Annotated in this window: 19 protein-coding genes, 1 tRNA gene and 1 pseudogene; 11 read left to right on the top strand and 10 right to left on the bottom strand. The window is 68.8% G+C overall.

Annotation, left to right across the window (positions count from 1 at the left end; translation table 11 throughout):
• Positions 1 to 109 precede the first annotated feature (109 nt).
• The 3 genes and pseudogenes from DSC_RS13180 to cydX form a co-directional block, all read left to right on the top strand.
• Positions 110 to 1,690, top strand: a complete 1,581-nt coding sequence (locus DSC_RS13180; RefSeq protein ID WP_014161680.1) for a cytochrome ubiquinol oxidase subunit I — start codon at positions 110 to 112, stop codon at positions 1,688 to 1,690.
• 19 nt (positions 1,691 to 1,709) lie between these two features.
• On the top strand, positions 1,710 to 2,852 hold the full coding sequence (gene cydB, locus DSC_RS13175; RefSeq protein WP_014161679.1) for a cytochrome d ubiquinol oxidase subunit II: 1,143 nt from the start codon (positions 1,710 to 1,712) through the stop codon (positions 2,850 to 2,852).
• A 15-nt stretch (positions 2,853 to 2,867) separates the two neighbouring features.
• Positions 2,868 to 2,960, top strand: a pseudogene (cydX, locus tag DSC_RS17295) (cytochrome bd-I oxidase subunit CydX); the annotation flags it as partial.
• Positions 2,961 to 3,174: 214 nt separating this feature from the next.
• On the opposite strand, the gene DSC_RS13170 reads toward cydX, so the two are convergent.
• Positions 3,175 to 3,251, bottom strand: a tRNA-Met gene (locus DSC_RS13170).
• 120 nt (positions 3,252 to 3,371) lie between these two features.
• Between DSC_RS13170 and DSC_RS13165 the strand changes: the two genes are divergently transcribed.
• The 3 genes from DSC_RS13165 (at position 3,372) to bfr (ending at position 4,840) form a co-directional block, all read left to right on the top strand.
• Complete coding sequence (locus DSC_RS13165) at positions 3,372 to 3,983, top strand: RNA pyrophosphohydrolase (RefSeq protein ID WP_014161677.1); 612 nt, start codon at positions 3,372 to 3,374, stop codon at positions 3,981 to 3,983.
• Positions 3,984 to 4,048: 65 nt separating this feature from the next.
• The gene (locus tag DSC_RS13160; protein ID WP_014161676.1) at positions 4,049 to 4,258 is read left to right on the top strand and encodes a (2Fe-2S)-binding protein; all 210 of its coding nucleotides are present in this window, start codon (positions 4,049 to 4,051) and stop codon (positions 4,256 to 4,258) included.
• 111 nt (positions 4,259 to 4,369) lie between these two features.
• Complete coding sequence (bfr, locus tag DSC_RS13155) at positions 4,370 to 4,840, top strand: bacterioferritin (protein WP_014161675.1); 471 nt, start codon at positions 4,370 to 4,372, stop codon at positions 4,838 to 4,840.
• Here the strand turns inward: bfr and DSC_RS13150 are convergent.
• From DSC_RS13150 to DSC_RS13140, 3 genes are all read right to left on the bottom strand, one after another.
• Complete coding sequence (locus DSC_RS13150; RefSeq protein ID WP_014161674.1) at positions 4,837 to 7,224, bottom strand: hybrid sensor histidine kinase/response regulator; 2,388 nt, start codon at positions 7,222 to 7,224, stop codon at positions 4,837 to 4,839. The two genes, bfr and DSC_RS13150, sit on opposite strands and share 4 nt — an antisense overlap.
• Positions 7,225 to 7,253: 29 nt before the next feature.
• The gene (locus tag DSC_RS13145) at positions 7,254 to 9,146 is read right to left on the bottom strand and encodes an EAL domain-containing response regulator (protein ID WP_014161673.1); all 1,893 of its coding nucleotides are present in this window, start codon (positions 9,144 to 9,146) and stop codon (positions 7,254 to 7,256) included.
• Positions 9,147 to 9,210: 64 nt separating this feature from the next.
• Complete coding sequence (locus DSC_RS13140; protein ID WP_014161672.1) at positions 9,211 to 9,810, bottom strand: DUF4126 domain-containing protein; 600 nt, start codon at positions 9,808 to 9,810, stop codon at positions 9,211 to 9,213.
• A 228-nt stretch (positions 9,811 to 10,038) separates the two neighbouring features.
• Between DSC_RS13140 and DSC_RS13135 the strand changes: the two genes are divergently transcribed.
• From DSC_RS13135 to DSC_RS13120, 4 genes are read left to right on the top strand one after another with little or no spacing between them, the layout of a single operon-like run.
• Positions 10,039 to 10,800 (top strand): DUF6776 family protein, encoded by a 762-nt coding sequence (locus tag DSC_RS13135; RefSeq protein ID WP_052299813.1) that lies wholly within the window; start codon positions 10,039 to 10,041, stop codon positions 10,798 to 10,800.
• Between the two features lie 31 nt (positions 10,801 to 10,831).
• A complete protein-coding gene (gene erpA / locus DSC_RS13130; RefSeq protein WP_014161670.1) occupies positions 10,832 to 11,218 on the top strand; it encodes an iron-sulfur cluster insertion protein ErpA in 387 nt (128 codons plus the stop codon).
• Positions 11,218 to 12,141: an NAD(+) diphosphatase gene (gene nudC, locus DSC_RS13125; protein WP_014161669.1), complete on the top strand. Its 924-nt coding sequence runs from the start codon at positions 11,218 to 11,220 to the stop codon at positions 12,139 to 12,141. The genes erpA and nudC overlap by 1 nt, the downstream gene beginning before the upstream one ends.
• A gap of 58 nt (positions 12,142 to 12,199) precedes the next feature.
• Entirely contained in the window at positions 12,200 to 13,093 is an 894-nt protein-coding gene (locus DSC_RS13120; RefSeq protein ID WP_014161668.1) for a membrane protein, read from the top strand.
• 67 nt (positions 13,094 to 13,160) lie between these two features.
• Here the strand turns inward: DSC_RS13120 and DSC_RS16740 are convergent, their stop codons facing one another.
• From DSC_RS16740 to DSC_RS13095, 5 genes are all read right to left on the bottom strand, one after another.
• A complete protein-coding gene (locus DSC_RS16740; protein WP_014161667.1) occupies positions 13,161 to 13,583 on the bottom strand; it encodes a DUF2752 domain-containing protein in 423 nt (140 codons plus the stop codon).
• Entirely contained in the window at positions 13,580 to 13,969 is a 390-nt protein-coding gene (locus DSC_RS16735) for a CD225/dispanin family protein (RefSeq protein WP_014161666.1), read from the bottom strand. Before DSC_RS16735 ends, DSC_RS16740 begins: the two co-directional genes overlap by 4 nt.
• A 199-nt stretch (positions 13,970 to 14,168) precedes the next feature.
• Positions 14,169 to 14,450, bottom strand: a complete 282-nt coding sequence (locus DSC_RS13105; RefSeq protein WP_014161665.1) for a CD225/dispanin family protein — start codon at positions 14,448 to 14,450, stop codon at positions 14,169 to 14,171.
• 76 nt (positions 14,451 to 14,526) lie between these two features.
• Positions 14,527 to 16,413 (bottom strand): MFS transporter, encoded by a 1,887-nt coding sequence (locus DSC_RS13100; RefSeq protein WP_014161664.1) that lies wholly within the window; start codon positions 16,411 to 16,413, stop codon positions 14,527 to 14,529.
• A gap of 164 nt (positions 16,414 to 16,577) precedes the next feature.
• Positions 16,578 to 18,722 (bottom strand): alkaline phosphatase D family protein, encoded by a 2,145-nt coding sequence (locus DSC_RS13095; RefSeq protein WP_014161663.1) that lies wholly within the window; start codon positions 18,720 to 18,722, stop codon positions 16,578 to 16,580.
• A gap of 194 nt (positions 18,723 to 18,916) precedes the next feature.
• Here DSC_RS13095 and DSC_RS13090 point away from each other — a divergent pair, with 194 nt between their 5' ends.
• Positions 18,917 to 21,226, top strand: coding sequence for a TonB-dependent receptor (locus DSC_RS13090; RefSeq protein WP_014161662.1), 2,310 nt, complete (start codon positions 18,917 to 18,919; stop codon positions 21,224 to 21,226).
• 36 nt (positions 21,227 to 21,262) lie between these two features.
• Here DSC_RS13090 and DSC_RS13085 read toward each other — a convergent pair whose 3' ends face one another.
• Positions 21,263 to 22,057, bottom strand: a complete 795-nt coding sequence (locus tag DSC_RS13085; RefSeq protein ID WP_014161661.1) for an SDR family NAD(P)-dependent oxidoreductase — start codon at positions 22,055 to 22,057, stop codon at positions 21,263 to 21,265.
• Positions 22,058 to 22,148: the final 91 nt, after the last annotated feature.

Raw genomic sequence — 22,148 nt, 5'->3', positions numbered from 1 at the left:
GAAGGCCTGATTGTGCACCCTGGCCGCCTGTCGGGACGTTGATGCAGATCAAGGCCGGCAGCCCGATTGCAGGGCATCCTGCAGGCAACTCCAAGGGGCCACAGCTGCCATGCCGGACATGACCATCGTCGAACTCAGTCGTCTGCAGTTCGCGCTCACTGCGCTCTATCACTTCCTGTTCGTCCCGCTGACGCTGGGCCTGTCCTTCCTCCTGGCCATCATGGAAAGCGTCTACGTGATGACCGGTCGCGATGTGTGGCGACGCATGACCCTGTTCTGGGGCTCGCTGTTCGGCCTGAACTTCGCCATGGGCGTGGGCACCGGGGTGGTCATGGAGTTCCAGTTCGGCACCAACTGGTCCTATTACAGCCAATATGTCGGTGACATCTTCGGCGCGCCGCTGGCGATCGAAGGGCTGATGGCGTTCTTCCTGGAAGCCAGCTTCATCGGCCTGTTCTTCTTCGGCTGGAACAAGCTGAGCAGGGTCCAGCACCTGATGGTGACCTGGCTGGTGGCGCTGGGCTCCAACCTGTCGGCGCTGTGGATCCTGATCGCCAATGGCTGGATGCAGTTCCCGACCGGTGCCAGCTTCAACCCGGACACCATGCGCATGGAGGTGACCGACTTCGCCGCGGTGCTGTTCAACCCGGTGGCGCAGGCCAAGTTCGTGCATACGGTCAGTGCCGGCTACGTGTGCGGCGCGGTGTTCGTGGCCGCGATCAGTGCGCTGTACCTGCTGCGCGGCAAGCATGTCGAGCTGGCCAAGCGCTCGCTGGCGGTGGCCGCCAGTTTCGGGCTGGCCGCCTCGCTGAGCGTGGTGGTGCTCGGTGACGAGAGCGGCTACACGGTCGGCGAGAACCAGAAGATGAAGCTGGCGGTGATGGAAGGCATGTGGGAAACCGAGCCTGCCCCGGCCGGGTTTAACCTGTTCGCCATCCCCGACCAGGCCAACCAGCGCAATCGGGCCGAAGTCCACATTCCCTGGGTCATGGGCCTGATCGGCACCCGTTCGCTTAACACCCAGATGCCGGGCATCAAGGACCTGGTCGCCCGCGCCGAGCAGCGTATCCGCAACGGCCAGGATGCCTACGCCGCGCTGCAGGCGCTGCGCGCCGACCGCGGCGATGCGCAGGCCCGGTCGACCTTCGAGGCCAAGTGGCAGGACATGGGCCATGCCCTGCTGCTGAAGAAGTACCGCGACGACATCGGCAACGCCACCGATGGCGAGATCGCCAGGGCAGCCCTGGACACGGTGCCCAACGTGCTGCCGATGTTCTGGGCCTTCCGCATCATGGTGGCCCTGGGCCTGTACTTCATCGGGTTCTTCGCAGTGGCCTTCTGGTACGTGACCACCAACAAGATCGAGCAAAAACGTGGCTTCCTGAAACTGGCGCTATGGAGCCTGCTGCTGCCCTGGGTGGCCATCGAGCTCGGCTGGATCATCGCCGAATACGGCCGCCAGCCGTGGATCATCGATGGCGTCCTGCCGACCTTCTTCGCCGCCTCGGGCCTGAAGCTCTACGAGGTCGTGCTCTCGCTGTGCGGTTTCGCGGCGCTTTACACCACCCTGGCGGTGGTCGAGATCTGGCTGATGCGCAAGTTGATCAGGAAGGGCCCGACCGACTACATCGGCGGCGGCGCCCCCTCCCAACCCTCCGCCAGTGCGCTGGCCACCTCGCCCACCGTCTGACGGCCACGGAGCACGCAACATGCACGCCATTCCCCTCGACTACGACACCCTGCGCCTGATCTGGTGGCTGCTGCTGGGCATTTTGCTGATCGGCTTTGCCATCGCCGACGGCTTCGACCTGGGCGTGGGCACGCTGCTGCCCGCCGTGGCACGCACCGATGCCGAGCGCCGCCTGACCCTCAACGTGATCGGCCCGGTCTGGGAGGGCAACCAGGTGTGGCTGATCACCGGCGGTGGTGCGATCTTCGCTGCGTTCCCGATCCTCTACGCGGTCAGCTTCTCCGGCTTCTACCTGGCCATGTTCCTGATCCTGGTGGCGCTGATCCTGCGTCCGGTGGGCTTCAAGTTTCGCAGCAAGGTCGAAAATCCGACCTGGCGCGCGGTCTGGGACTGGGCGTTGTTCGTGGGCGGCTTCGTGCCGGCACTGGTGTTCGGGGTGGCCATGGGCAACGTCGTGGTCGGCGTGCCGTTCCATTTCGACGACGGCCTGCGGGTGATCTACGAAGGCAACCTGTTCGGCCTGCTGATGCCGTTCCAGCTGGTCTGCGGCCTGGTCAGTGTGACCATGCTGGCCGCGCACGGCGCCGGCATGCTGGTGCTCAAGACCGATGGCCCGGTTGCAGTGCGCGCGGGCAAGCTCGGTGCACTGGCCGCCTTTGCCGCAGCGGTGCTGTTCGTGCTGGCCGGGGTGTGGATGGCCCTGGGCGTCGACGGCTACCGGGTGACCAGCGGCCTGGACCTCACCGGCGCGTCCAACCCTGCGCTCAAGCAGGTGGCGCATGCCTCCTGGATGGCCAGCTACCAGGCCATGCCGTGGACCTGGATCTTCCCGGTGCTGGGGGTGGCGGGCATGTTGCTCAGTGGCGTGCTGCTGCTGCGCGGCAAGGGGGGGCGAGCGTTCCTGGCCTCCAGCCTGGGCATCGCCAGCATCATCCTGACCGAGGGCCTGGCGGTGTTCCCCTTCCTGCTGCCGTCCTCCTCCGACCCGAACCACGGCCTGACCCTGTGGGATGCGTCCTCCAGCCACACCACGCTGTTCATCATGCTGATCGCGGTGGTGCTGTTGCTGCCGATCGTGTTGCTCTACACCGCCTGGGTCTACCGTGTGCTGCGCGGCAAGGTCGGCGCCGACAGCATCGGCCAGAACCCGAACGCCTACTGACATAGGAGCTGCACCATGTGGTACTTCGCTTGGATCCTGGGCGTGAGCCTTGCCTGCTTCTTCGCCATCCTCAACGGCATGTGGTTCGAAATGCGCCAGGACGCGCGCAAGGGCGTCGCGCCGGACCCGCAGACGCAGGGCAATCCGCCGCCTGACGCCGCGCCTGACGAACTGTAGTTGGATCCTTGCCAGGTCTGCCGCCCATTTGCCGTGCCAGCGGACGAGGTGCAGGGTGGCGTGCCTCGGAAGGTCCGTATCCCGGATACGGAAAAGCCCGCTCAGGAAGCGGGCCTTTTTGCCTGTACTGCAGGTTCGCGCGAAGTGGTGGCTATGGGTGGACTCGAACCACCGACCCCAGCATTATGAGTGCTGTGCTCTAACCGGCTGAGCTACATAGCCGCGCGAGAACCGGCAATTCTGGATATCTGAAGGGCGTCTGTCAATCTTCTGATTGTCTGGTTGAGGCGCCGGCGCAGGCATGGCACATTCGGCTCCAGTAGATTCTCAGGAGTCCGCGTCGTGATCGATCCGGACGGTTACCGACCCAACGTCGGCATCGTGTTGATGCATCCGCAAGGGAAAGTGTTCTGGGCGCGCCGGGTGCGCCGGGATGGCTGGCAGTTCCCGCAGGGCGGAATGAACACGGACGAGACCCCGGTCGAGGCCATGTACCGCGAACTGCGCGAGGAAACCGGCCTGCTGCCCGAGCACGTCGAGTTACTGGGCGCGACCCCGGGCTGGCTGCGCTATCGGCTGCCGCAACGCGCCGTGCGCCGCCACGAACGCCATGTGTGCATCGGCCAGAAGCAGGTCTGGTTCCTGCTGCGAATGGTCTGCGAGGAGCACCACGTGCGTCTGGACCTGACCGAGACCCCCGAGTTCGACCATTGGCGCTGGGTGGATTTCTGGTATCCGATGGAGCACGTGGTGATGTTCAAGCGCGGCGTCTACGCCCGTGCACTGGACCATCTGGCGCCGTTGGCACGGCTGGCGGCCGGGCTGCAGGCGGTGCCGCAGCCGCGCCAGGACCGGGGCGTCATCGAGTCCGCGGCGGCGCGCGGCGCCCAGCGCCCACGCATCCGCTCCGGTGGTCGGCGGAAGGGTTCAGATCCACTGCCTTCTGGAAATTGACAACCATTCGCATTCGCGTTTGAATAGGCCCGGGCCATTCCGGTCCGTCGCGCCCAGCCACTGCCGTGTACGTCTGTCTCTGCAACGGGGTCACCCACCTCCAGATCCGCGAAGCCGCCGCCAACGGCTGCAAGACTGTTTCCGAACTGACCATGCGCACCGGCTGCGGCAGCACCTGCGGCAGTTGTCTGGACATGGCCGCCGGTCTGCTGGCCGAACAGCACGCCAGGATGGCCCTTCCGCTGCCGGTCGTGAGTGACGCGGCGGCCGCCTGAGCCTGGCGCGGCGCCGGGCGCACGCACAGGCGATCACGATCGGGGTTTCAGCATCGTCCGGCCTGGCACGGTATCCTGCGGCGCATTCCACCACCTGCATAGGCCATGACGATGAAGGGCGACGCCAAGGTCATCGAGTTCCTCAACAAGGTCCTCTACAACGAGCTGACTGCCATCAACCAGTATTTCCTGCACGCCAAGATGCTGAAGAACTGGGGCCTGAAGGAACTGGCCGAGCACGAGTACAACGAGTCCATCGACGAGATGAAGCATGCGGACAAGCTGGCCGACCGCATCCTGTTCCTCGAAGGGCTTCCCAATTTCCAGGCGTTGGGCAAGCTGCGCGTGGGTGAAAACCCGCGCGAGCTGCTCGAGTGCGACCTGGCGCTGGAGATGGACGCGCTGCCGGTGCTGCGCGAAGGGGTGGCCTACTGCGAGACGGTCGGCGACTACGTCAGCCGCCAGCTGCTGGTGGAGATCCTCGATTCGGAGGAAGAACACGTGGACTGGCTGGAAACCCAGCTGGACCTGATCGGCCGGATCGGCGAGCCGAACTACTTGTTGAGCAAGCTCGACGGCTAAGTCGCCGCGCCGGCGTCCTGCAGGCGCACCAGATATCCCTGCAGCGCGACCCGGGCCCGGGCAAATTCCGCGATCACCAGCGCCACCGCCACGGCCGGGCGATCCAGGCGCTGTTCGCGTGCGCCCAGTTCGATGCGCCTGGCCGCCGCCGACAGGGCCAGGGCGCCCATGTTGGCGCTGGAGGACTTGAGCGAATGGGCCGCCGCGCGCATGGCGTCCAGGTCGGGCACGGTCGAGGCGGTTTCCAGTTCGCGGATCAGGCGCGGGGCATCTTCCAGGAATACCTGGATGATGCTGGCCAGGCCCGGTCCGGTGACTTCTGCCAGCTCGTCCAGGACGCTGGTGTCCAGCGCGGCCACGGCGCCATCGATGGCCGAAGCACCCGGGGGCGGCATGGTTTCTTCCACGAACGGCCACGGCTCGGCCGGTGCAGGTTGTACAACCGGGACCGCGGCCGTGGGCCCGGTCGCCACGCTGGCCTGCGCGCCGGTGCCGTCGTCCAGCGGTGGCAACCATCGGTGCAGGCATTTTTCCAGTTGGGTGCGCGAAACCGGTTTGGACAGGTAATCGTCCATGCCGGCATCCAGACAGCGCTGGCGGTCGCCGGCCATCGCATTGGCGGTCATGGCCACGATCGGCAGCCGCGCTTGGCCGCGCTCGGCCTCGCGTTCGCGCCAGCGGCGGGTGGCGGTGTAGCCGTCCAGCAGCGGCATCTGGCAGTCCATCAGCACCAGCGGATAGCGGGTGCGGCCCATCTTCTCCAGCGCCACCACGCCGTTGCCTGCGTGATCGGCAGTAAAGCCCAGTGATTCGAGCATCTTCTCGGCCACGGCCAGGTTGACCGGGTTGTCCTCGACCAGCAGCAGCCGGCGTCCGTCCACGGCCGCCGGCTGGGCCGGCGGCGGTTCGGCGCCGGGGACCGTGACAGATGGTGAAGTGAAGAACTGTTCTGGTTCGGACAGGGGCAGCGGCTGGACGGTCGGGCCCGGCCTGGCCGTGTCGGGCGCGCGCGGGACCACGCTGAGCAGGGCGCGCAGGTCTGATTCGTGGGCCAGCCGTGGCAGCAGGGTCGCGCCGGCGCGCTGTTCGTCCGGCACCGGCTCATCGCCGTAGAGCCACACCAGCTGGGTGCCGAACTCGCTAGTGGCCCGGCCCACGGCGCGGTGCAAGGCGCGGGCACTGCTGCGCAGGCGGCTGATGTCGGCCACCACGGTGGTGAAGCCAGCACTGGAGCTGCGCAGGCGCTCCAGCGCTTCCTGGGTGTTTTCCACGCACTGCAGCGACACGCTCCACTGGGTCATCAGGCTGGACAGGCGCGAGCGCAGCAACGGATCGGGGGTGACCAGCAGGACCCGTGCCTGGCCAGGCACGGTGTCGGGCGTGGGCAGGTCGCCCAAAGCCTTGAGCAGCGGAATCTCGAACCAGAACGTCGATCCGCGGCCGGCTTCGGACACCACCGCGATGCGCCCGCCCATCAGCTCGACGATGCGCTTGCAGATGGCCAGGCCCAGGCCGGTGCCACCGAACAGGCGCGTGGTCGAGGCATCGGCCTGGCTGAAGGACTGGAACAGCCGCGCCTGCGCATCGGCATCGATGCCGATGCCGGTATCGCGCACCTCGAAGCGCAGCAGGTGCTGGGCGCTGGTCTCGCCCAGGCGGCGCGCGACCAGGGTGACCGAGCCGCGCTCGGTGAACTTGATCGCGTTGCCGATCAGGTTGGTCAGCACCTGGCGCAGGCGCAGCGGATCGCCGCGCACCGACAGGCGCACGGTGGGGTCCAGTTGCAGGCCCAGGTGCAGGCCGCGGTTCTCGGCCGGGCGCTGCATCAGGTGCATCACCTGCTCGAGCACGTCGCGCAGGTTGAAGGCGGTGGTCTCCAGCTCGAGCTTGTTCGCCTCCAGTTTGGAGTAGTCCAGGATGTCATCGACGATCCGCAGCAGGGCCTGCGAGGAGCTGGCCGCCGCCTCCACCAGCTGGCGCTGGTCCGGTGCCAGGGCCGAGCGCGCAAGCAGGTCCAGCATCGGCACGATGCCGTTGAGCGGGGTGCGGATCTCGTGGCTCATCGTGGCCAGGAACTCGCCCTTGGCCAGCACTGCCGATTCGGCCGCCTGCCTGGCCTGGGTGATCTCGGTTTCCATCCGGCCCAGGCGTTCGACCTCGCGCTGGGTCATCTGGCGCTCGGATTCGGCGATGGCTGCACGCGCCTCGGCGGCCTCGGCATGGCGGGCCACGCCGTGCAACACCACCAGCGTGGCCACCGTGGCCAGCAGCGTGGCCACCCCGGAGGAAAAGGCCACCAGCAGCCATGGGCCGGGGACCATCGACAGGTCCAGCCACAGCGCCACCAGCACGACCGCCGCTGCGGCCGCGGCCAGCCCCGACATCAACGCCGCACGTCCCGGTGCGGACACGATCAGAGGACCGCGTTGTGGAAATCGAAGCCCAGGTCTTCGCCGACGCCCTGCACCAGGTTGCCCTGGATGAAGTCCACGCCGCCCATCCACATCGCCGCCGCCGCCTGCGGGTCCTCGATCTGCTGGCCGATCACCAGCAGGTTCTGGCGATGGGCCAGGTCGATGGTGGTGCGCAGCTGGCCGCGCAGGGCGGCGTCGGTGTGCGCGCCAGCGAAGCGGCTGGACACGCGCAGGTAACTCAGCGGCAGCAGTGACAGCAGCGCCTCGGCTTCGGCGCCGGGCTCGAACTGGCTCAGGCAGAACTGCACCCCGGCCTGCATCGGCGCCTGGGCGAAGTCGCGCAGGGCCATGGTGTGGATCAAGGCGTCTGACAGGCGGATGTCGATCACCAGCGAGGAGGGCTCGATCCCGCGCCGGCTGATCTGGCCCAGCAGCCAGTCGGCCGCGTCCGGGCGGGTCAGGGTGCGCGGGGACTGGGACACGAACAGCCGCAGGCCGCCGGCACCTTCGACCTGGCGCCGAGCGATCAGGTCCAGCGCACGGCCGACGATCTGGCGATCCAGGTCGATGATGTCCCCGGACAGCTCGGCCGCCGGGACCACCTGCGCGGCCGACAGCAGCGTGCCATCGGCCTGGCGCAGGCGCATCAGCACCTGGAACTGGGCCTGGTCGCCGCCGGCCACCGACACGATCGGCTGGAACAGCAGCTCCAGCGTGGTCCCGTCCAGCGCGGCGCGGGCCTGTTCGCTGGCCGAAGGTGCCGGCACGTGCGCGGCGACGTGGCCGGGCAGGCTGCGCGCGCGGATCGTGGCCTGTTCGGCCGCCTCGATGGCCGCCTCGCGACTGGCGAAGCCCAGGTTGAGTTCGGTGTAGCCGATGATCGCGCGCAACTGGATGGTCTCGGTGCCGCGCACCGGCAGCAGGACCTTGGCCAGTTGGTCGTGCAGCAGGCGGGCGAAGCCTTCCAGCGCCTCGCGCGGCAGGCCGCGGGCCACGACCAGGAAGCTGTTGTCGTTCAATCGCGCCAGCGGCTGCGGCGCGGCCAAGGCCGACAGCTGGCGCGCGGCCTGGACCAGAAGCTGTTCGTAGTTGGCGTAGCCGTAACGCTCGCGCAGGCCCAGCGCGCCGGCGATCTCGATGAAGAACAGGCCGCCCTCGGCGTGTTCCTCCAGGGCCGAGGCCAGCTGCTGCTGCACATAGCTGCGGGTGTGCAGGCCGGTGTCGGTGTTGAGGTCCTGCGGGGTCTGCACCGCGTCGGGCGCGGTGCTGGCGATCACCTGCACCGGGCTGCGCTGGCGCATGCGGCGGATGCGGTTGGACACCGCGGCGATCAGGTGGCGTGGGCGGACCGGCTTGCTCAGGAAATCATCGGCACCGTTGTCGAGCACCTCGTACTGCTTCTCCGGATCCGGATCACCGGTCAGGAACACGATCGGCAGGTCCAGGTATTCAGGCCGCTCGCGGATGGCCTTGGTCAGCGCCATGCCATCGCGCCCGGGCAGGTGCAGGTCCATCAGCAGCAGGTCCGGGACGAAGCGCTGGATGCTGTCGATGACCTTTTCCGCGTCCATCTCCACCTCGGCCAGCATACCGGCGCCGTGCAGGACGCTCTGCGCGAACAGGGCCTGCGGCCGGTCGTCCTCGACGATCAGCACCCGGTAGGGCGATTCCAGCGGGGGCTGGTCGCTGCCGCTGCCGGGTGCGGCCGGGGCACCCGGCGCACCGGGCGAAGGGGGCGGCGCCGGTGGGTCGCCTTCAAGCGTGCTGGCTGCCTGCAGGTCCGGTGCATCTTCGGTCCAGCGACGCCAGTAATGCGGCGGCGGGGTCTCGGCGCGCAGCACCGGGCGCGCGGGCGAGGAGGACGAGGGGTGGGGCGGCAGCGGTGCGGACATCGGGCTTCCCGGCTTGACTTGGCCCATTATGCGACGGGCGGCAACATTGCGGTCGGTGCGGTCTTCAGGAGCGTGGCACGGCCGCCCGGTCCGGGCCGGGCCGCAAGCGCCGCCAGAGCGCACGTGCGATCCACACCAGCAGCAACGTCATGGCCAGGCTCAGCAGGACGACCACCGCCAGCGCCAGCCAGGGGTGCACCAGCGCCAGGGCCAGACCGCCGGTGACCAGGGCGTCCTCGGTCAGCGAGGCGGTCCAGTTGCTGACCGGTTCGGGCGAGGTATTGAGCAGGGCGCGTGCGCCGGACTTGAGCAGGTGGCTGGTCAGGGCCACGCCGGCACCGGCGGCCAGCGCGCCGGTGCCCAGTTGGCCATCGGGCGAAAGCGTGGCCGCAGCCAGGAACGCGCCGGCCGGCACCCGCGCCAGGGTCTGCAGCAGGTCCCAGATCGAATCCACGCCGGGGATCTTGTCGGCGAAGAATTCGGTCAGCGCCAGTGCCCCGGAGGTGCCCAGCACCCACCAGGACTGCGTGGCCTGCAGGGCGGGCGGCAGTTCGACCCAGCCCAGCAGCCCGGCCAGGCCAACGCCGAACACGGTCAGGTACACGCGGATGCCGGCCATCCAGGCCAGCAGGATGCCGATGACGAACAGGTGCGCTTCGGTCACGGTGCCAGATCCCTGAACTCGGGGGGCGACGGGAAACAGCAGAGGGCCCCCCAACGAGCCGCCAGTATAGGCGTGGCCGTCTTCCCGCCGGCGCGGCAATCGGCGGCAGCGTGTGCACCTGGGCCCTCTTGCGCAAGGCCCCAGCCGTGCCGAAGCGCCAGGGCCGGGCGGCTGAACGCGCGTGCGGCGTTCAGAACGCCCTCAAGTGGCGCTGGCTATGCTGCGCCGATGTCCCCGACCGAGCCTGCCGACCCCTCCAAACCTGGCGCTCCCCACCTGCTGCCGGTGAGCCGCGGTGCGCGCGCAGTGGTGCATGCGCTGGGCGGGGTGTGCGTGCTGGCGCTGGTGTTCGGCCTGTGGGGTGCCTGGAAGGTGTTTGCGCCGGCCGCCAGTGTCCCGAGCACGGCCCAGTGGCGCCAGGCCCAGGCGCGCATCCAGCAGCTGGAACAGCGGGTAGCCACGCTTTCGCGCTCGGACCAGATCAGTCGCCAGGCCAATGGCGACCTGCAGAACGCGCTGGGCGAGCGCGATGAAGAGATTTCCGGCCTGCGCGCGGACGTGGCGTTCTACGAGCGCTTCGTCGGCGCCACCGCCCAGCGCCGCGGCCTGGCCGTGCATGAGCTGAAGCTGCAGCCACGGACCGACCAGGCCTGGCACTTCACCGCCACCCTCACCCAGAACCTCAACCGCGGCGCGGTCAACCGCGGTCGCCTGCAGCTGAGCGTGGAAGGTACCCGCGAGGGCCGCCTGGAAACCCTGGACTGGCCGCGCCTGCGCCAGCAGCCCAATGCCGACGGCATGGCATTCTCGTTCAAGTACTTCCAGCAGCTGGAAGGCGAGGTGGTGCTGCCGCCGCAGTTCAAGCCGCTGCGGGTGACGGCCCGGCTGCAGCCCGATGACGGCAGCCGCGTGGACCAGTCCTTCACCTGGGCCGAAGCCACCGCCACCGGGCCGGCGGTCGCGCCCGCGGCCGCCGGCGGCGCGGGTTGAACTGGCAGCGCCCTGGCCCCATCCTGCACCCATGAGCACCCTCGTCTCCCTGCCTACTGCTGCCCCGGCGCCGGACTACCAGTCGTTGGACCGGCCGCTCACCTTCACCCACGCCGCCGCCGCCAAGGTGCGCGCACTGATCACCGAGGAAGGCAATGCTGACCTGGCGCTGCGGGTCTACATCGAGGGCGGCGGCTGTTCTGGTTTTCAGTACGGCTTCGAGTTCGACGAGAATCGCGCCGAGGACGACCTGGCCGTGCGCACCGATGAAGTCACCCTGCTGGTCGATCCGCTGAGCCTGCAGTACCTGATGGGTGCCGAGGTCGACTACACCGAGAGCCTGCACGGTGCCCAGTTCGTGATCCGCAATCCCAACGCCAAGACCACCTGCGGTTGCGGCAGCAGTTTCAGCATGTGATGCCGGCCGACGCGCATCGAACTCCCACGCCGTACCCGATCGAAACCGGACCCTTGTCCGGTTTTTCGTTCGTGGCCGAACCACTGGACCGCGCCGATGCCTTGCGCGACGACCCCCAGGCGCTGGCCGCGCTGTGGCCGCAGGCGCGGGTCCTGGTCATCGATGCCGAGGGGCTGTGCTTCGTCGATGCCGATGGCAATCTGCTGGCGCCGACCGGCGAGGAGATCGGTGGCGGGCCGGGCAGTGCGATCTTCCTCGGGCTGCGCGGCGCGGTGGCCTGGTTTGTCGTGTCATCGGATGTGATCGCGCTGGAGGTGCCCGGGCGCATGGAGCTGCGCCAGGCCGCCTTCCAATGGGCCCATGCCGATTCCACCGCCTTCGCCCAGGCGCGCGCGCTGCTGCACTGGCAGCGCAGCACGCGCCACTGCAGCGTGTGCGGGGGCAAGCTGGACTTCCACCGCGCCGGCTACACCGGGCGCTGCAGCCAGTGCCGCACCGAGCATTACCCGCGGGTGGACCCGGCGGTGATCGTGGCGGTCAGCGACGGGTCGCGGCTGCTGCTGGGGCGCCAGGCCGCGTGGCCGCAGCACCGCTATTCGGTGGTGGCCGGCTTCGTTGAACCCGGCGAGACGCTGGAGCAGACCGTGGCCCGCGAAGTGATGGAGGAAACCCGGGTGCGGGTGCGTTCGGCCCGCTACCTGGGCGCGCAGCCGTGGCCGTTTCCCGGCGCGCTGATGCTGGGCTTCGAGGCCGATGCCGAGGCAGACACGCCCACGGTCAACGGCGAGCTGGAACACGCGCGCTGGTTCACCGCGGACGAGGTCGGCGCCAGCCTGCGCGGCGAAGGCACGCTGCTGCTGTCGCCGGCGCTGTCGATCGCGCGGGCGCTGATCGAACACTGGTACCGGAAGATGACCGCATGACCCAGGCCTGCGCCAACACATCCCCGGGCCGGCCCTAGACGGCCGGCGGAGAACCTCCATGTCGATCACTCTGGTCGCGGTCGTGGTGACGGTGCTGCTGGGCCAGCTGGCTCCGCGTGCGGTGGCCGCCTGGCGCCGCCATGACCTGTTCGCGCGCTGGCAGCTGTGGCTGGACCGGCATCTGCATGAGCAGCCGCTGTGGACCGGCGTGGCCGGGGCAGGCGTGGCGATCGTGCCGTGGCTGGTGCCGGTGGCGCTGCTGCAAGGGTGGCTGCACGGGCCGCTGGCGGGCGTGCTGGGACTGGTGTTTGGCATCGCGGTGCTGGTCTGGGCCTGGGGCCCGCGCGACCTGGATGCCGACGTGCGCGCGGTGCTCGATGCCGAAGACGGGGTCAGCCAGCGCATTGCGATCTCGCAGCTGGGGGCGCAAACCGGCAGCGGCGGTGGCCAGGGGCCGGTCCTGGTTGAAGCGGTCTTCCGCAGCGCGCTGACCCGCTGGTTCTCGGTGGTGTTCTGGTTTCTGCTGCTGGGCCCGGCCGGCGCGGTGCTGTACCGGCTGTGCGCGTTGTCGGCAGTCGGGGTCACCGCCGCGCGCCTGCCCCTGGCCCATCGCGCCGGTGCGCAGCGCCTGCTGGCGCTGATGGAGTGGCCGGTGGCGCAGCTGCTGATCCTGTCAATGGCGCTGATGAGCAATTTCGACGCGGTGTTCAACGCCTGGCGCGCGGCCGGTGGAATGCGGCTGCAGCTGGAGACCGATTTTCTCGGCGCCGCCGCGCGCGCCAGCGTCAACGCCGAACTGGCCGAGCACGTACAGGACTACGTTGCCGATGGCCTGGCCCCGCCGCTGCAGGACATGCCCGAACTGCGCGATGCGATGAGCCTGGTCTGGCGCATCCTGCTGCTGTGGCTGGCGTTGATGGCCTTGTTTGTGATTGCCGGGTGGGTGAGCTAGTTGAAACAGGTGCGCAGCGCGCAACGCGCGGTGTGCCTTGCGCCGGCGCCACTGCGTGGCTGCTGCCTCAACCCGCCGGCGGCGCCAGCAACGTGAACGGAAACCACGGCAGGTTGCGCAGGATCCAGTAGGCGGGCAGCGCGATCAGCCACAGCTTCGGTTCGGACACCCAGCGGGCCAGCGGCTGCAGCCAGCGCGGCGGCACCCAGCCACGCGAAACCGCCAGCAGCAGCGGCAGGGTCGGCAGCGCCAGCATGGCCAGCGGATTCATCGACAAGGCCGCCAGCAGCTGGCCGTGGACCAGGGCATGCATCGCGCGGGTCATGCCGCAGCCGATGCACCAGTAACCAGTCAGCTCATGAAAGAGGCAGCCCGGGAACGGGTTGTTGGCGGCGTTGGGATCGAACCTGCGCAGCGCCCAGACCCCGGCCGATGCCGCGACCGCGGCACCGGCCAGGGCCAGCCTGTCCAGGGCGCCCAGCCGGATCACAGGCTTTGCGAATGCCACAGCTGCTGGATCTGCTGGTACTGGATCTGGCTGCGGCCGCTGATCAGGCCATAGCTGATCCACAACAGGCCGATGATCGCCAGCGCGGTGGCGACCCAGCACCAGGTCTTGGCGGTGGCCGAAGCACGCTGGGCGCCGGCGAAGTCGCCTGCGGCCAGCAACGTGTTGACCCGCGCGGCATAGACGATGCCGACGATGCCCAGCAGTCCCAGCGGACAGCACAGACACGTTCCCAGGATGGTGGCGATGATCGCCCACGCCAGATGGTTGGGCACGGGACCCGGCGCGGCGGCCATCGGCGGCGGCATGTACGGCGGCGGCTCGGGCGGCGGCACCGGCGAGCCGGGTGGCGGCGGAATGGTGTTCATGCAGTTTTTCTCCCAGCGTCCAGATGCAGTGAGGACTAGCAGCCTGTCGGGCTTTGGTGGTCGAGGCGAGAATTCGGCTGTGCGAGGTCAGATTTTCGACGGTTCGCCGGCCCATAGTGGTGCTATGGGCCAAGAAGCGGCGGAAAGATGGACCGCACAGGCGGATTCGCAGCCCGGCCGACCAAAGTCCGACAGACTGCTAGCGCATGCCCCCTGAAGCCAGCGATCCCAGCGTTGCCAGGCCGCCGAAGAACACAAACCACAGGATGATCAATACCGGCAGCGAGATGGCCGAATAGATGGCCCACATCTTCGCCTTGTGGGACAGCTCGCGGGCGCCGTTCAGATCACCGGCCAGACGACGGCCATCGACCTGGGTCGCATAGACAATCGACACGATGCCCAGAGGCAGGCAGCAGAACAGCGTGGACAGGATTGCCCACACCAGATAGTTCGGTACGTGTTCGGCACTTGCATTCATGGCCTTCCCCAGAGCGATCGTAATCCCCGCCGACGCGGGCCCCTGCAAAAGATTAACAGCAAGTGAGCGCGAATCCTCAGGCCGCCTCGCCGCGCAGCGCGCGCACCCTGGCCTCGAGCTGCGCGGCGCTGCTGTCGGCGGGCATCGGCGCGCCGGCGAGCACTTCGATGTGGGCGCGGAACCTGCGCGGCACGCGCATGCGGCCCAGGCGCGAGTCGCGTCTGGACCACATGCTGGACCACATGCCCTTGAGCGCCATCGGCACCACCGGCACCGGGCGACGGGCCAGGATCTTCTCAACACCGGACTTGAACGCGCCGATAGTGCCGTCGCGGGTCAGCGCGCCTTCGGGGAAGATGCACACCAGCTCGCCCTCGGCCAGCGCCCGATCGACTGCCTCGAAGGCCGCGCGCATCAGCGCAGGATCTTCGCGCGCACCGGCGATGGGAATCGCCCTGGCGGTGCGGAAGATCCAGCGCATCACCGGGATGTTGAAGATCCTGTAGTACATGACAAAGCGCACCGGCCGCGGGATCGTCGCCGACAGGATCAGCGCATCCATGTAGCTGACGTGGTTGCAGACGATCAGTGCCGGGCCCTCGTCGGGCACGTTGTCCTCGATGCCGTGCAGGCGCAGGCGGTACAGCGCACGCACCATCACCCAGCTGAGGAAACGCATCAGGAATTCGGGGACGATGGTGAAGATCCAGATCGCCACCAGCGCATTGGCGATGGCCAGCGCCAGGAACACCTGCGGAATGGTCCAGCCCAGCAGGCGCTGGGCGAGCAGGCCGAGCACGGCCGCAGCGACGATGAAGCCGGAGTTCTGGATGTTCAGCGCGGCGAACACGCGCGACATCTGCGATTTGGGCGTGCGGCTCTGGATCAGCGCGAACAGCGGCACCACGAAGAACCCGGCGAACAGGCCGATGCCGAGCAGGTCGATGATGATGCGCACGCTGCCGGCCTGGTGTACGAACTCGGTCACCGACAGGCCCTGGGCGCTGGCCTCTCCAGCGCGTGCGAAGTACAGGTCCAGCAGGAACGCGGTCATGCCGAAGGCGCCCAGCGGCACCAGGCCGATCTCCACCGTGCGTGCCGACAGTTTTTCGCACAGCAGCGAACCGACGCCGGTGCCCACCGAGAACAGCGCCAGCGCGAAGATGTACAGGGTGGGTTCGCCGCCGAGGTTGGTGAGCGCATAGGAGGGCAGCTGCGCGGTCAGCATGGTGCCCACGAACCAGAACCAGGACACGCCGAGGATGGCGTTTCGCACCGCTGTCTGCTCCCTGGCCATGCGCAGCACGGCCAGCGATTCGGGCAGCGGATTCCAGTTGATCTTCAGTTCCGGCGCGCCTGCACCCACCCGCGGCACCAGCCGCGCGATGGTGTTGCCGGCCACCGCCAGCACGATCACGGCCGCGGCCGCGGCGATCGGGCCGTGGCTGCCGGCCAGCTGGAAGATCAGCCCGCCGAAGATCATGCCGACCAGGATCGAGATGGAGGTGCCCATCTCCACCAGGCCGTTGCCGCCGGTGAGTTCCTCCGGCCTGAGCACCGAGGGCAGGATCGAGTACTTCACCGGCCCGAACAGGGTGGACTGGACGCCGGTGCAGAACAGTGCGATCAGCAGGATCGTCATGTTCTGGCTCAAAAAGCCGACTGCGGCCAGGGTCATGATCGCGATCTCCATCGCGGTGGTGATCACGATCAGCCGCTGCTTCTCCAGCTTCTCGGCGATCTGCCCGGCGATGGAGGAGAACAGGAAGTACGGCAGGATGAACAGCGCCGGCGCCAGGTTGGTGTAGAGCGTGCGTTCGGCATCGCTGACGCCCAGGAAGAACAGCAGGCCGATGATCGCCTGGCGATAGACGTTGTCGTTGAGGGCGCCCAGGCACTGGACGGCGAAAAATGGCAGGAAGCGACGCTGCTTGAGCAGGGCGAACTGGCTATGGCGGGGCATGCGCGATCCTTCGACCAGCGCGCAGCCTAGCAAATCCGTTTCGGAGGTGACCGGATGGGCCGGTTCGATGCGCCGTTGCAGGAGTGATCGACGCCGCGAAGGGTTCCCGATGAAGCCTCATCGCCGCTTGCGCGGTTCCTGCGCCATGGCGCACCCCATGGCGATCAGGCCTCGCGCAGGCGCATGTCGCCGCGCGCGAAGGCGAAGCGTTTTTCTCCCAGCTGCGAGCCGATCGCCTCCGGCGCGTCGTAGTGGCGCTGGCGGCAGACACTGTCGGGCAGTTCCAGGAAGCGGGCCTGCGCATGTTCGCCGTCCAGCCGCAGCAGGCCCACGCCGTGGCGGCGGGTCTGCGCATAGCGCAGCGACGGGTTGCCGTCGATGACCAGTGCATCCAGCGCTGCGGCGACGCGGGCGGTGGCCTGCTGCTGGGCGCCTTCACCCTCGCCGCTGCGGGCCAGGATGCTGCCGAGGGTCTCGGAGGAAACGGCGGGCGTGGTGAATTCCACCGTGGCCGCACTGTGCTGGGTGGCGAAGCCTGCGTGGATGTCGCCGGAGAGCACGATGACCCCGCCGGCGCGGTCGAACACCTGGCCGATCAGGCGGCGGCGTTCGGCCGGGAAGCCGTCCCACTGGTCCAGGTTGAGGTAGAAGCGCCGCCGCATCGGTTCCGGCGCCTGCAACTCGGGACGCGACAGGTCCAGCACCAGCGAGGTGAAGGACACCGAGCTGGCGACCACCTTGAAGCGCGCATCGCTGTCCAGCAACGCCTGCTCCAGCCATTGCCGCTGCGCCGGCGCGTACGGCGAGGGCGCCCCGTCGAGCGCACCCAGCGCGGCGAACAGGTCGAAACCCTCCTTGACCGCGACATAGCGCGCGCCGATCTCGCCGAACAGCGTGGTCTTGCCCAGCGCCAGCCACGGCAGGCCGCGCGCCAGCCCGGCCGCATCCGGCACCGCGACCTGCGCGCTGGCCGGGGCCGCGGCGTTCCAGGCCTGCAGGAACTGCGCCAGTACCGGCAGTGCGATCGCACTGGCGGTGGCCTGCGTGGCGCGGCGTTCGGCTTGGGCCGGTGATTGCCCGGCGGCCAGATACGCCTGGGCGATGGCGTGCTGCGCGGCCCGGCGTTGCGCCTGCAACATGGGGGCGGCGAGGTCGACATAGGGGATCAGCGTGGGCAGCACCGCCGCCGGCTCCAGGCCTAGGCGCGGCAGCAGCGCTTGCAGTTGCGGCTGGTCGTAAGCCAGTGCACCGGGGAAGGCGTCCTCGGGGATGGCGTGGTCCGGGCGTTGGCTGCGGTAGTCGGTCAGCAGCAGGTCCAGCGCCTTGCCGAAGCGCAACCGCCGCCACAGCTGCACGTTGGGGAACAGCCGCTCGCGCTGCACCGGCAGCTGCGCGGCCTGCCCGGCGCCGGTGGCGTCGGCCAGCTCCAGGTCGACCGGCAGGTATTCGAAATAGGCCTGCTCGGCGTTGCGGCGGCGCTGGCGGTCGCGCTCGTCGGCGGCGCCGTCGTGATAGGTGCCCACGTCCTGCCAGCAGTCATCGGAGAACTCGTGGTCGTCCCAGATCGCCACCAGGGGTGTGCGCTCCAGCAGCGCCTGCAGCACCGGATCGCTGCGGAAAGTGCGATGCAGCTGGCGATAGTTGGCCAGGCTGCGCGCAGCGTAATAGCGCTGGCCGCCGCGCTCCAGGGCGATGGCGCCGTCGATGTCGTCCAAGGCGATGGTGCGCTCGCCGGCCTGGTCCTGGAACTGCGGGTCGCCGGTGGTCTCGTAGATGAAGTCTCCCAGGTGCAGCACCAGGTCCAGCTCGCGTTCCAGCAGCGGCAGCAGCGTGTTGTACCAGCGCCCGCCGTAGTCCTGGCAGCTGACGAAGGCCAGTTCCACCGGCGCGTCGGTGTCCGCCGCCGGCGCGGTGCGGGTGCGGCCGATGGGCGAGGAGACCTGGCCGCCGTGGCCGTCGTCGAGCAGGAAGCGGTAGTGGTAGGCGGTGGCCGGTTGCAGGTTCTCCACGCGCACCTTGAGGCAGCCGTCGCTGTCGCGCGGCGGTTGCAGCATGCGGTCCACACGCAGGCGCGCGAAGCCTGTGTCCTCGGCCACTTGCAGGCGCAGCTGCGCGGCCGGAGCGGCCAGCCGCGTCCACAGCAGCACCCGGTCCGGGCGCGGGTCGCCGGAAGCCACCGACTGCGGGAAGTGCGCGCGCGAGACCGGCACCGAGCCGGAGGCGGCGCCGGCCGGGCGCAAGGGCAGGACCCCGGCTGCGGCGGCCACGGCGATGGTCGACAGGAAGCGGCGACGTGCGGGCGAATGCATCTTGGCGGGTCTCTTTGCGGCTCGTGGAAAGCAGGCCCGTCACGCTAGAGGCGGCCGATGACGGTTCGTGGTCAGGCGCGCGCCGTCATCGGCCGGTCATCGGGACTTCACCGCGCTGCAACGGCACTGCAACGGCACTGCAACGGCGCGCGCCGAGCCTGCGGGCACGTCCACGCCCCAGGGGAAGCCTGCGCATGTCCTGTCGTTTCCACCCGCTGGTCCTGGCGCTGCACGCCGGCCTGGCCGCCGCGTTGGCGCCGCTCGCCTCGGCCCAGACCGCCCAAGCCGACCCGGAGCAGCTGGACACCATCGTGGTCACCGCGCAGAAGCGCGAACAACAGGTCTCCGAGGTCCCGATCGCGATCAGCGCCTACTCCGGCCAGTTCCTCAGGGACTATGGCGTCAACGACTTTTCCGACATCGGCAACCTGGTGCCGGGCCTGGAAGTGCAGGAGCAAAGCCCGAACAACCCTGGCTTCGTGATCCGCGGCATCACCTCCGACAGCGGCGAGGCGAACGTCGAGCCGCGCGTGTCGGTGTTCCAGGACGGGGTGTCGATCTCCAAGTCGCGCGGCTCGGTGGTGCAGCCCTTCGACCTGGAGCGGGTGGAGGTGCTGCGCGGCCCGCAGGGCACGCTGTTCGGGCGCGGCGCGCAGATCGGGGCGATCCACCTGATCCAGAACAAGGCCTGGAACGGCACCGAGTCTGGCTTCACCGTGGGCGCGGGCAATTATGGAGAACACCTGCTCACCGGCTACTTCAACACGCCGCTGGCGGCCGAGGTGCTGTCCGCGCGCGTGGCGGTGTTCGATCAGAAGCGCGACGGCTTCGTGGACAACCTCTCCGGCGGCGACCTCAACGGCAAGGACACCCGCGCGGTGCGCGCCAGCCTGCATCTGGACCTGCGCCAGACCGATTCGCTGGACCTGATCCTCAACTGGCAGAAGGACACCCCGCCGGGCACTGCCTTCCGCACCAATACCATCCCCACCCGCACCGGCAGCACCGACGTGTTCGACCGCACCGCCGACCTCAACCGGGGCACCGAGCTGGGCCTGGACCGCACCGTGCGCGGGGCGACCCTGCTGGGCAGCTTCGCCCTGGGACCGGCGTGGACGCTTTCGAGCATCAGCGGCTGGCGCGACTTCGACTCGCACGAGGAATTCGACGCCGACGGCTCGCAGCTGTACGCGGCCGAGTTTGCCGAGATCTCCAAGGGCCGCCAGGTCAGCCAGGAATTGCGGTTCAACTACGATGACGGCGGCCGTTTCACCGGCTTTGCCGGGGTGTCCTACTTCCACGAGTCCGGCACCCAGACGGTGCCCTTTTCCACCAACGAGCGCAGCCTGATCACGCTGCCGGCGGTCGGCCTGGGCATCCCGCCGCTGCTGCCGGACGGCAGCCCGAACACGCTGGTGACCGCGCTGCCGATCGCCCCGGGGGTGGTGCTGCCGCTCAAGCCCTTCCATCAGGAGCAGTACGCCAACTCCGGGCGCACCACCGCCTGGGAGCTGTTCGCCGACGGCACCCTGGCGCTGAGCGAGCGCCTGGACCTGACCCTGGGCCTGCGCGGCACCCACGAGAAGGCCGAGGGCGGCTATCGCTCGGACTTCTTCGGGGTGCCCAGCGCGCTGGGCGTGCTCGGCCTGGGCGGCAGCCCGGACCCGTCCAGGCCGACCAACATCCTGTTCGCCCCGACCGATGGCTGGCGCACGCGCGAGGAATCCTTCGACAGCGCGGTCGGCCGGGCGGTGCTGGGCTACCACTTCAACACCCACCACAATGGCTACGTGTCGGTCTCGCGCGGACGGCGGCCGGCGGTGGTGCAGGTCGACGCCGATTCGTCCCAGGTGGTGCCGGCGGAGCTGGTGTGGAGCTACGAGATCGGCCTGAAGGGCGACTTCGGCGGCGGCCGGCTGGTCTACGACCTGGCCGCTTACCACTACGACTACAGCGACTTCCAGACCACCATCCAGGACCCGGACACGCTGCGTTACATCGCCGGCAACGGCGGCAATGCCAGCGCCGACGGCGCCGAGCTGTCGCTGACTTGGCGCCCGAACCGCGACTTCTCCGGCTTCCTGACCTACGGCTTCATCGATGCCGGCTTCGATGAGCACGATGACGATGGCAACCGGCAGGAACTGGCCGGCAACCGCTTCCGGCTCACGCCCAAGCACAGCGCCTCGGCCGGCTTCGACCTGGGCCGGGATGTCTCCGGCGGTGCGCGGATCTATCTGCGGCCGAGCTGGAACTGGCGCTCGCAGGTGTACTTCGAGGACGACAACACCCCGGGCATCGAGCAGGCCGGCTACGCGCTGTACAACCTGCGGCTGGGCTTCACCCTGGAGGGCGGGCGCTGGGATTTTGGCCTGTACGGCAACAACCTGACCGACAAGGACTACCTGATCGACGCCGGCAACACCGGTCGCCTGTTCGGTACGCCGACCTTCATCCAGGGCCTGCCGCGCACCTACGGCGTCAGCGTCAGCGGCAGGTTCTGACCACAGGCGCGTGGGTGGCTGGCGCCGGCACGAGGTTCAAACGATGTCGTCGATCACCCCGCCATCCACGCGCAGCGCCGCGCCGGAGGTGGCCGAGGCCTGCGGCGAGCAGACGTAGACCACCAGGTTGGCGACCTCATCGACACTGGCCATGCGCTGGATCACCGAGGAGGCCCGGTGGGCCATGACGAATTCCTTGCCGAGGGCTTCCAGCGACTTGCCGGTGCGCTTGACCTCCTCGGCCATCATCGTGGCAAAGCCGTCGGACAGGGTGGGCCCGGGCAGCACCGCGTTGACGGTCACGCCACTGCCGGCCACGCGCTTGGCCAGGCCGCGCGAGAGCGCCAGCTGGGCGGTCTTGGAGACCCCGTAATGGATCATGTCGGCCGGGATGTTGCGCGCCGACTCGGACGAGATGAACACCACCCGGCCCCAGCCCCGCTCGACCATGCCCGGCAGCAGCGCGCGGGACAGGCGCACGCCGGAGAGCACGTTGGTCTGCCAGTAGTGGTCCCACTGGGCATCGTCGGTCTGGAAGAAATCGACCAGGCCGAAGATGCCGGCGTTGTTGACCAGGATGTCGATGGCCGGGAGCGCATCGACCAGCGCCTGGGTCTGTGCCGGATCGGACAGGTCGGCCGGAATGCCGGTGAAGCGCGCGGTCGGCAGCTGTCTGGCCAGCGCGTCCAGGGCCTTGTCCACGCTGGCCTGGCTGCGGCCATTGATCACCACGTGCGCGCCGGCGCCGGCCAGGCCACGGGCGATGGCGTGGCCGATGCCAGCGGTCGAGGCGGTCACCAGCGCGGTCTTGCCGGACAGATCGATCTTCATGGACAGCTCCTTGGAAATGGACAAGGGAAGGGCTGGCGAACACGCGCAGCCGCAGCCACGCAGTGTGCGCGCCAGCCTGTTGCGATCCGGT

Source organism: Pseudoxanthomonas spadix BD-a59 (genome assembly GCF_000233915.3).
GTDB classification, from domain to species: Bacteria; Pseudomonadota; Gammaproteobacteria; order Xanthomonadales; family Xanthomonadaceae; genus Pseudoxanthomonas_A; species Pseudoxanthomonas_A spadix.
This window is presented reverse-complemented; position numbering and strand designations above follow the sequence as displayed.

Coding starts and splice junctions, on each gene's coding strand:
- DSC_RS13180 (WP_014161680.1), top strand. CDS start 110: ATGCCGGACATGACCATCGTCGAACTCAGTCGTCTGCAGTTCGCGCTC.
- cydB (WP_014161679.1), top strand. CDS start 1,710: ATGCACGCCATTCCCCTCGACTACGACACCCTGCGCCTGATCTGGTGG.
- bfr (WP_014161675.1), top strand. CDS start 4,370: ATGAAGGGCGACGCCAAGGTCATCGAGTTCCTCAACAAGGTCCTCTAC.
- DSC_RS13150 (WP_014161674.1), bottom strand. CDS start 7,224: ATGTCGGGGCTGGCCGCGGCCGCAGCGGCGGTCGTGCTGGTGGCGCTG.
- DSC_RS13145 (WP_014161673.1), bottom strand. CDS start 9,146: ATGTCCGCACCGCTGCCGCCCCACCCCTCGTCCTCCTCGCCCGCGCGC.
- DSC_RS13135 (WP_052299813.1), top strand. CDS start 10,039: ATGTCCCCGACCGAGCCTGCCGACCCCTCCAAACCTGGCGCTCCCCAC.
- erpA (WP_014161670.1), top strand. CDS start 10,832: ATGAGCACCCTCGTCTCCCTGCCTACTGCTGCCCCGGCGCCGGACTAC.
- nudC (WP_014161669.1), top strand. CDS start 11,218: ATGCCGGCCGACGCGCATCGAACTCCCACGCCGTACCCGATCGAAACC.
- DSC_RS13120 (WP_014161668.1), top strand. CDS start 12,200: ATGTCGATCACTCTGGTCGCGGTCGTGGTGACGGTGCTGCTGGGCCAG.
- DSC_RS16735 (WP_014161666.1), bottom strand. CDS start 13,969: ATGAACACCATTCCGCCGCCACCCGGCTCGCCGGTGCCGCCGCCCGAG.
- DSC_RS13105 (WP_014161665.1), bottom strand. CDS start 14,450: ATGAATGCAAGTGCCGAACACGTACCGAACTATCTGGTGTGGGCAATC.
- DSC_RS13100 (WP_014161664.1), bottom strand. CDS start 16,413: ATGCCCCGCCATAGCCAGTTCGCCCTGCTCAAGCAGCGTCGCTTCCTG.
- DSC_RS13095 (WP_014161663.1), bottom strand. CDS start 18,722: ATGCATTCGCCCGCACGTCGCCGCTTCCTGTCGACCATCGCCGTGGCC.
- DSC_RS13090 (WP_014161662.1), top strand. CDS start 18,917: ATGTCCTGTCGTTTCCACCCGCTGGTCCTGGCGCTGCACGCCGGCCTG.
- DSC_RS13085 (WP_014161661.1), bottom strand. CDS start 22,057: ATGAAGATCGATCTGTCCGGCAAGACCGCGCTGGTGACCGCCTCGACC.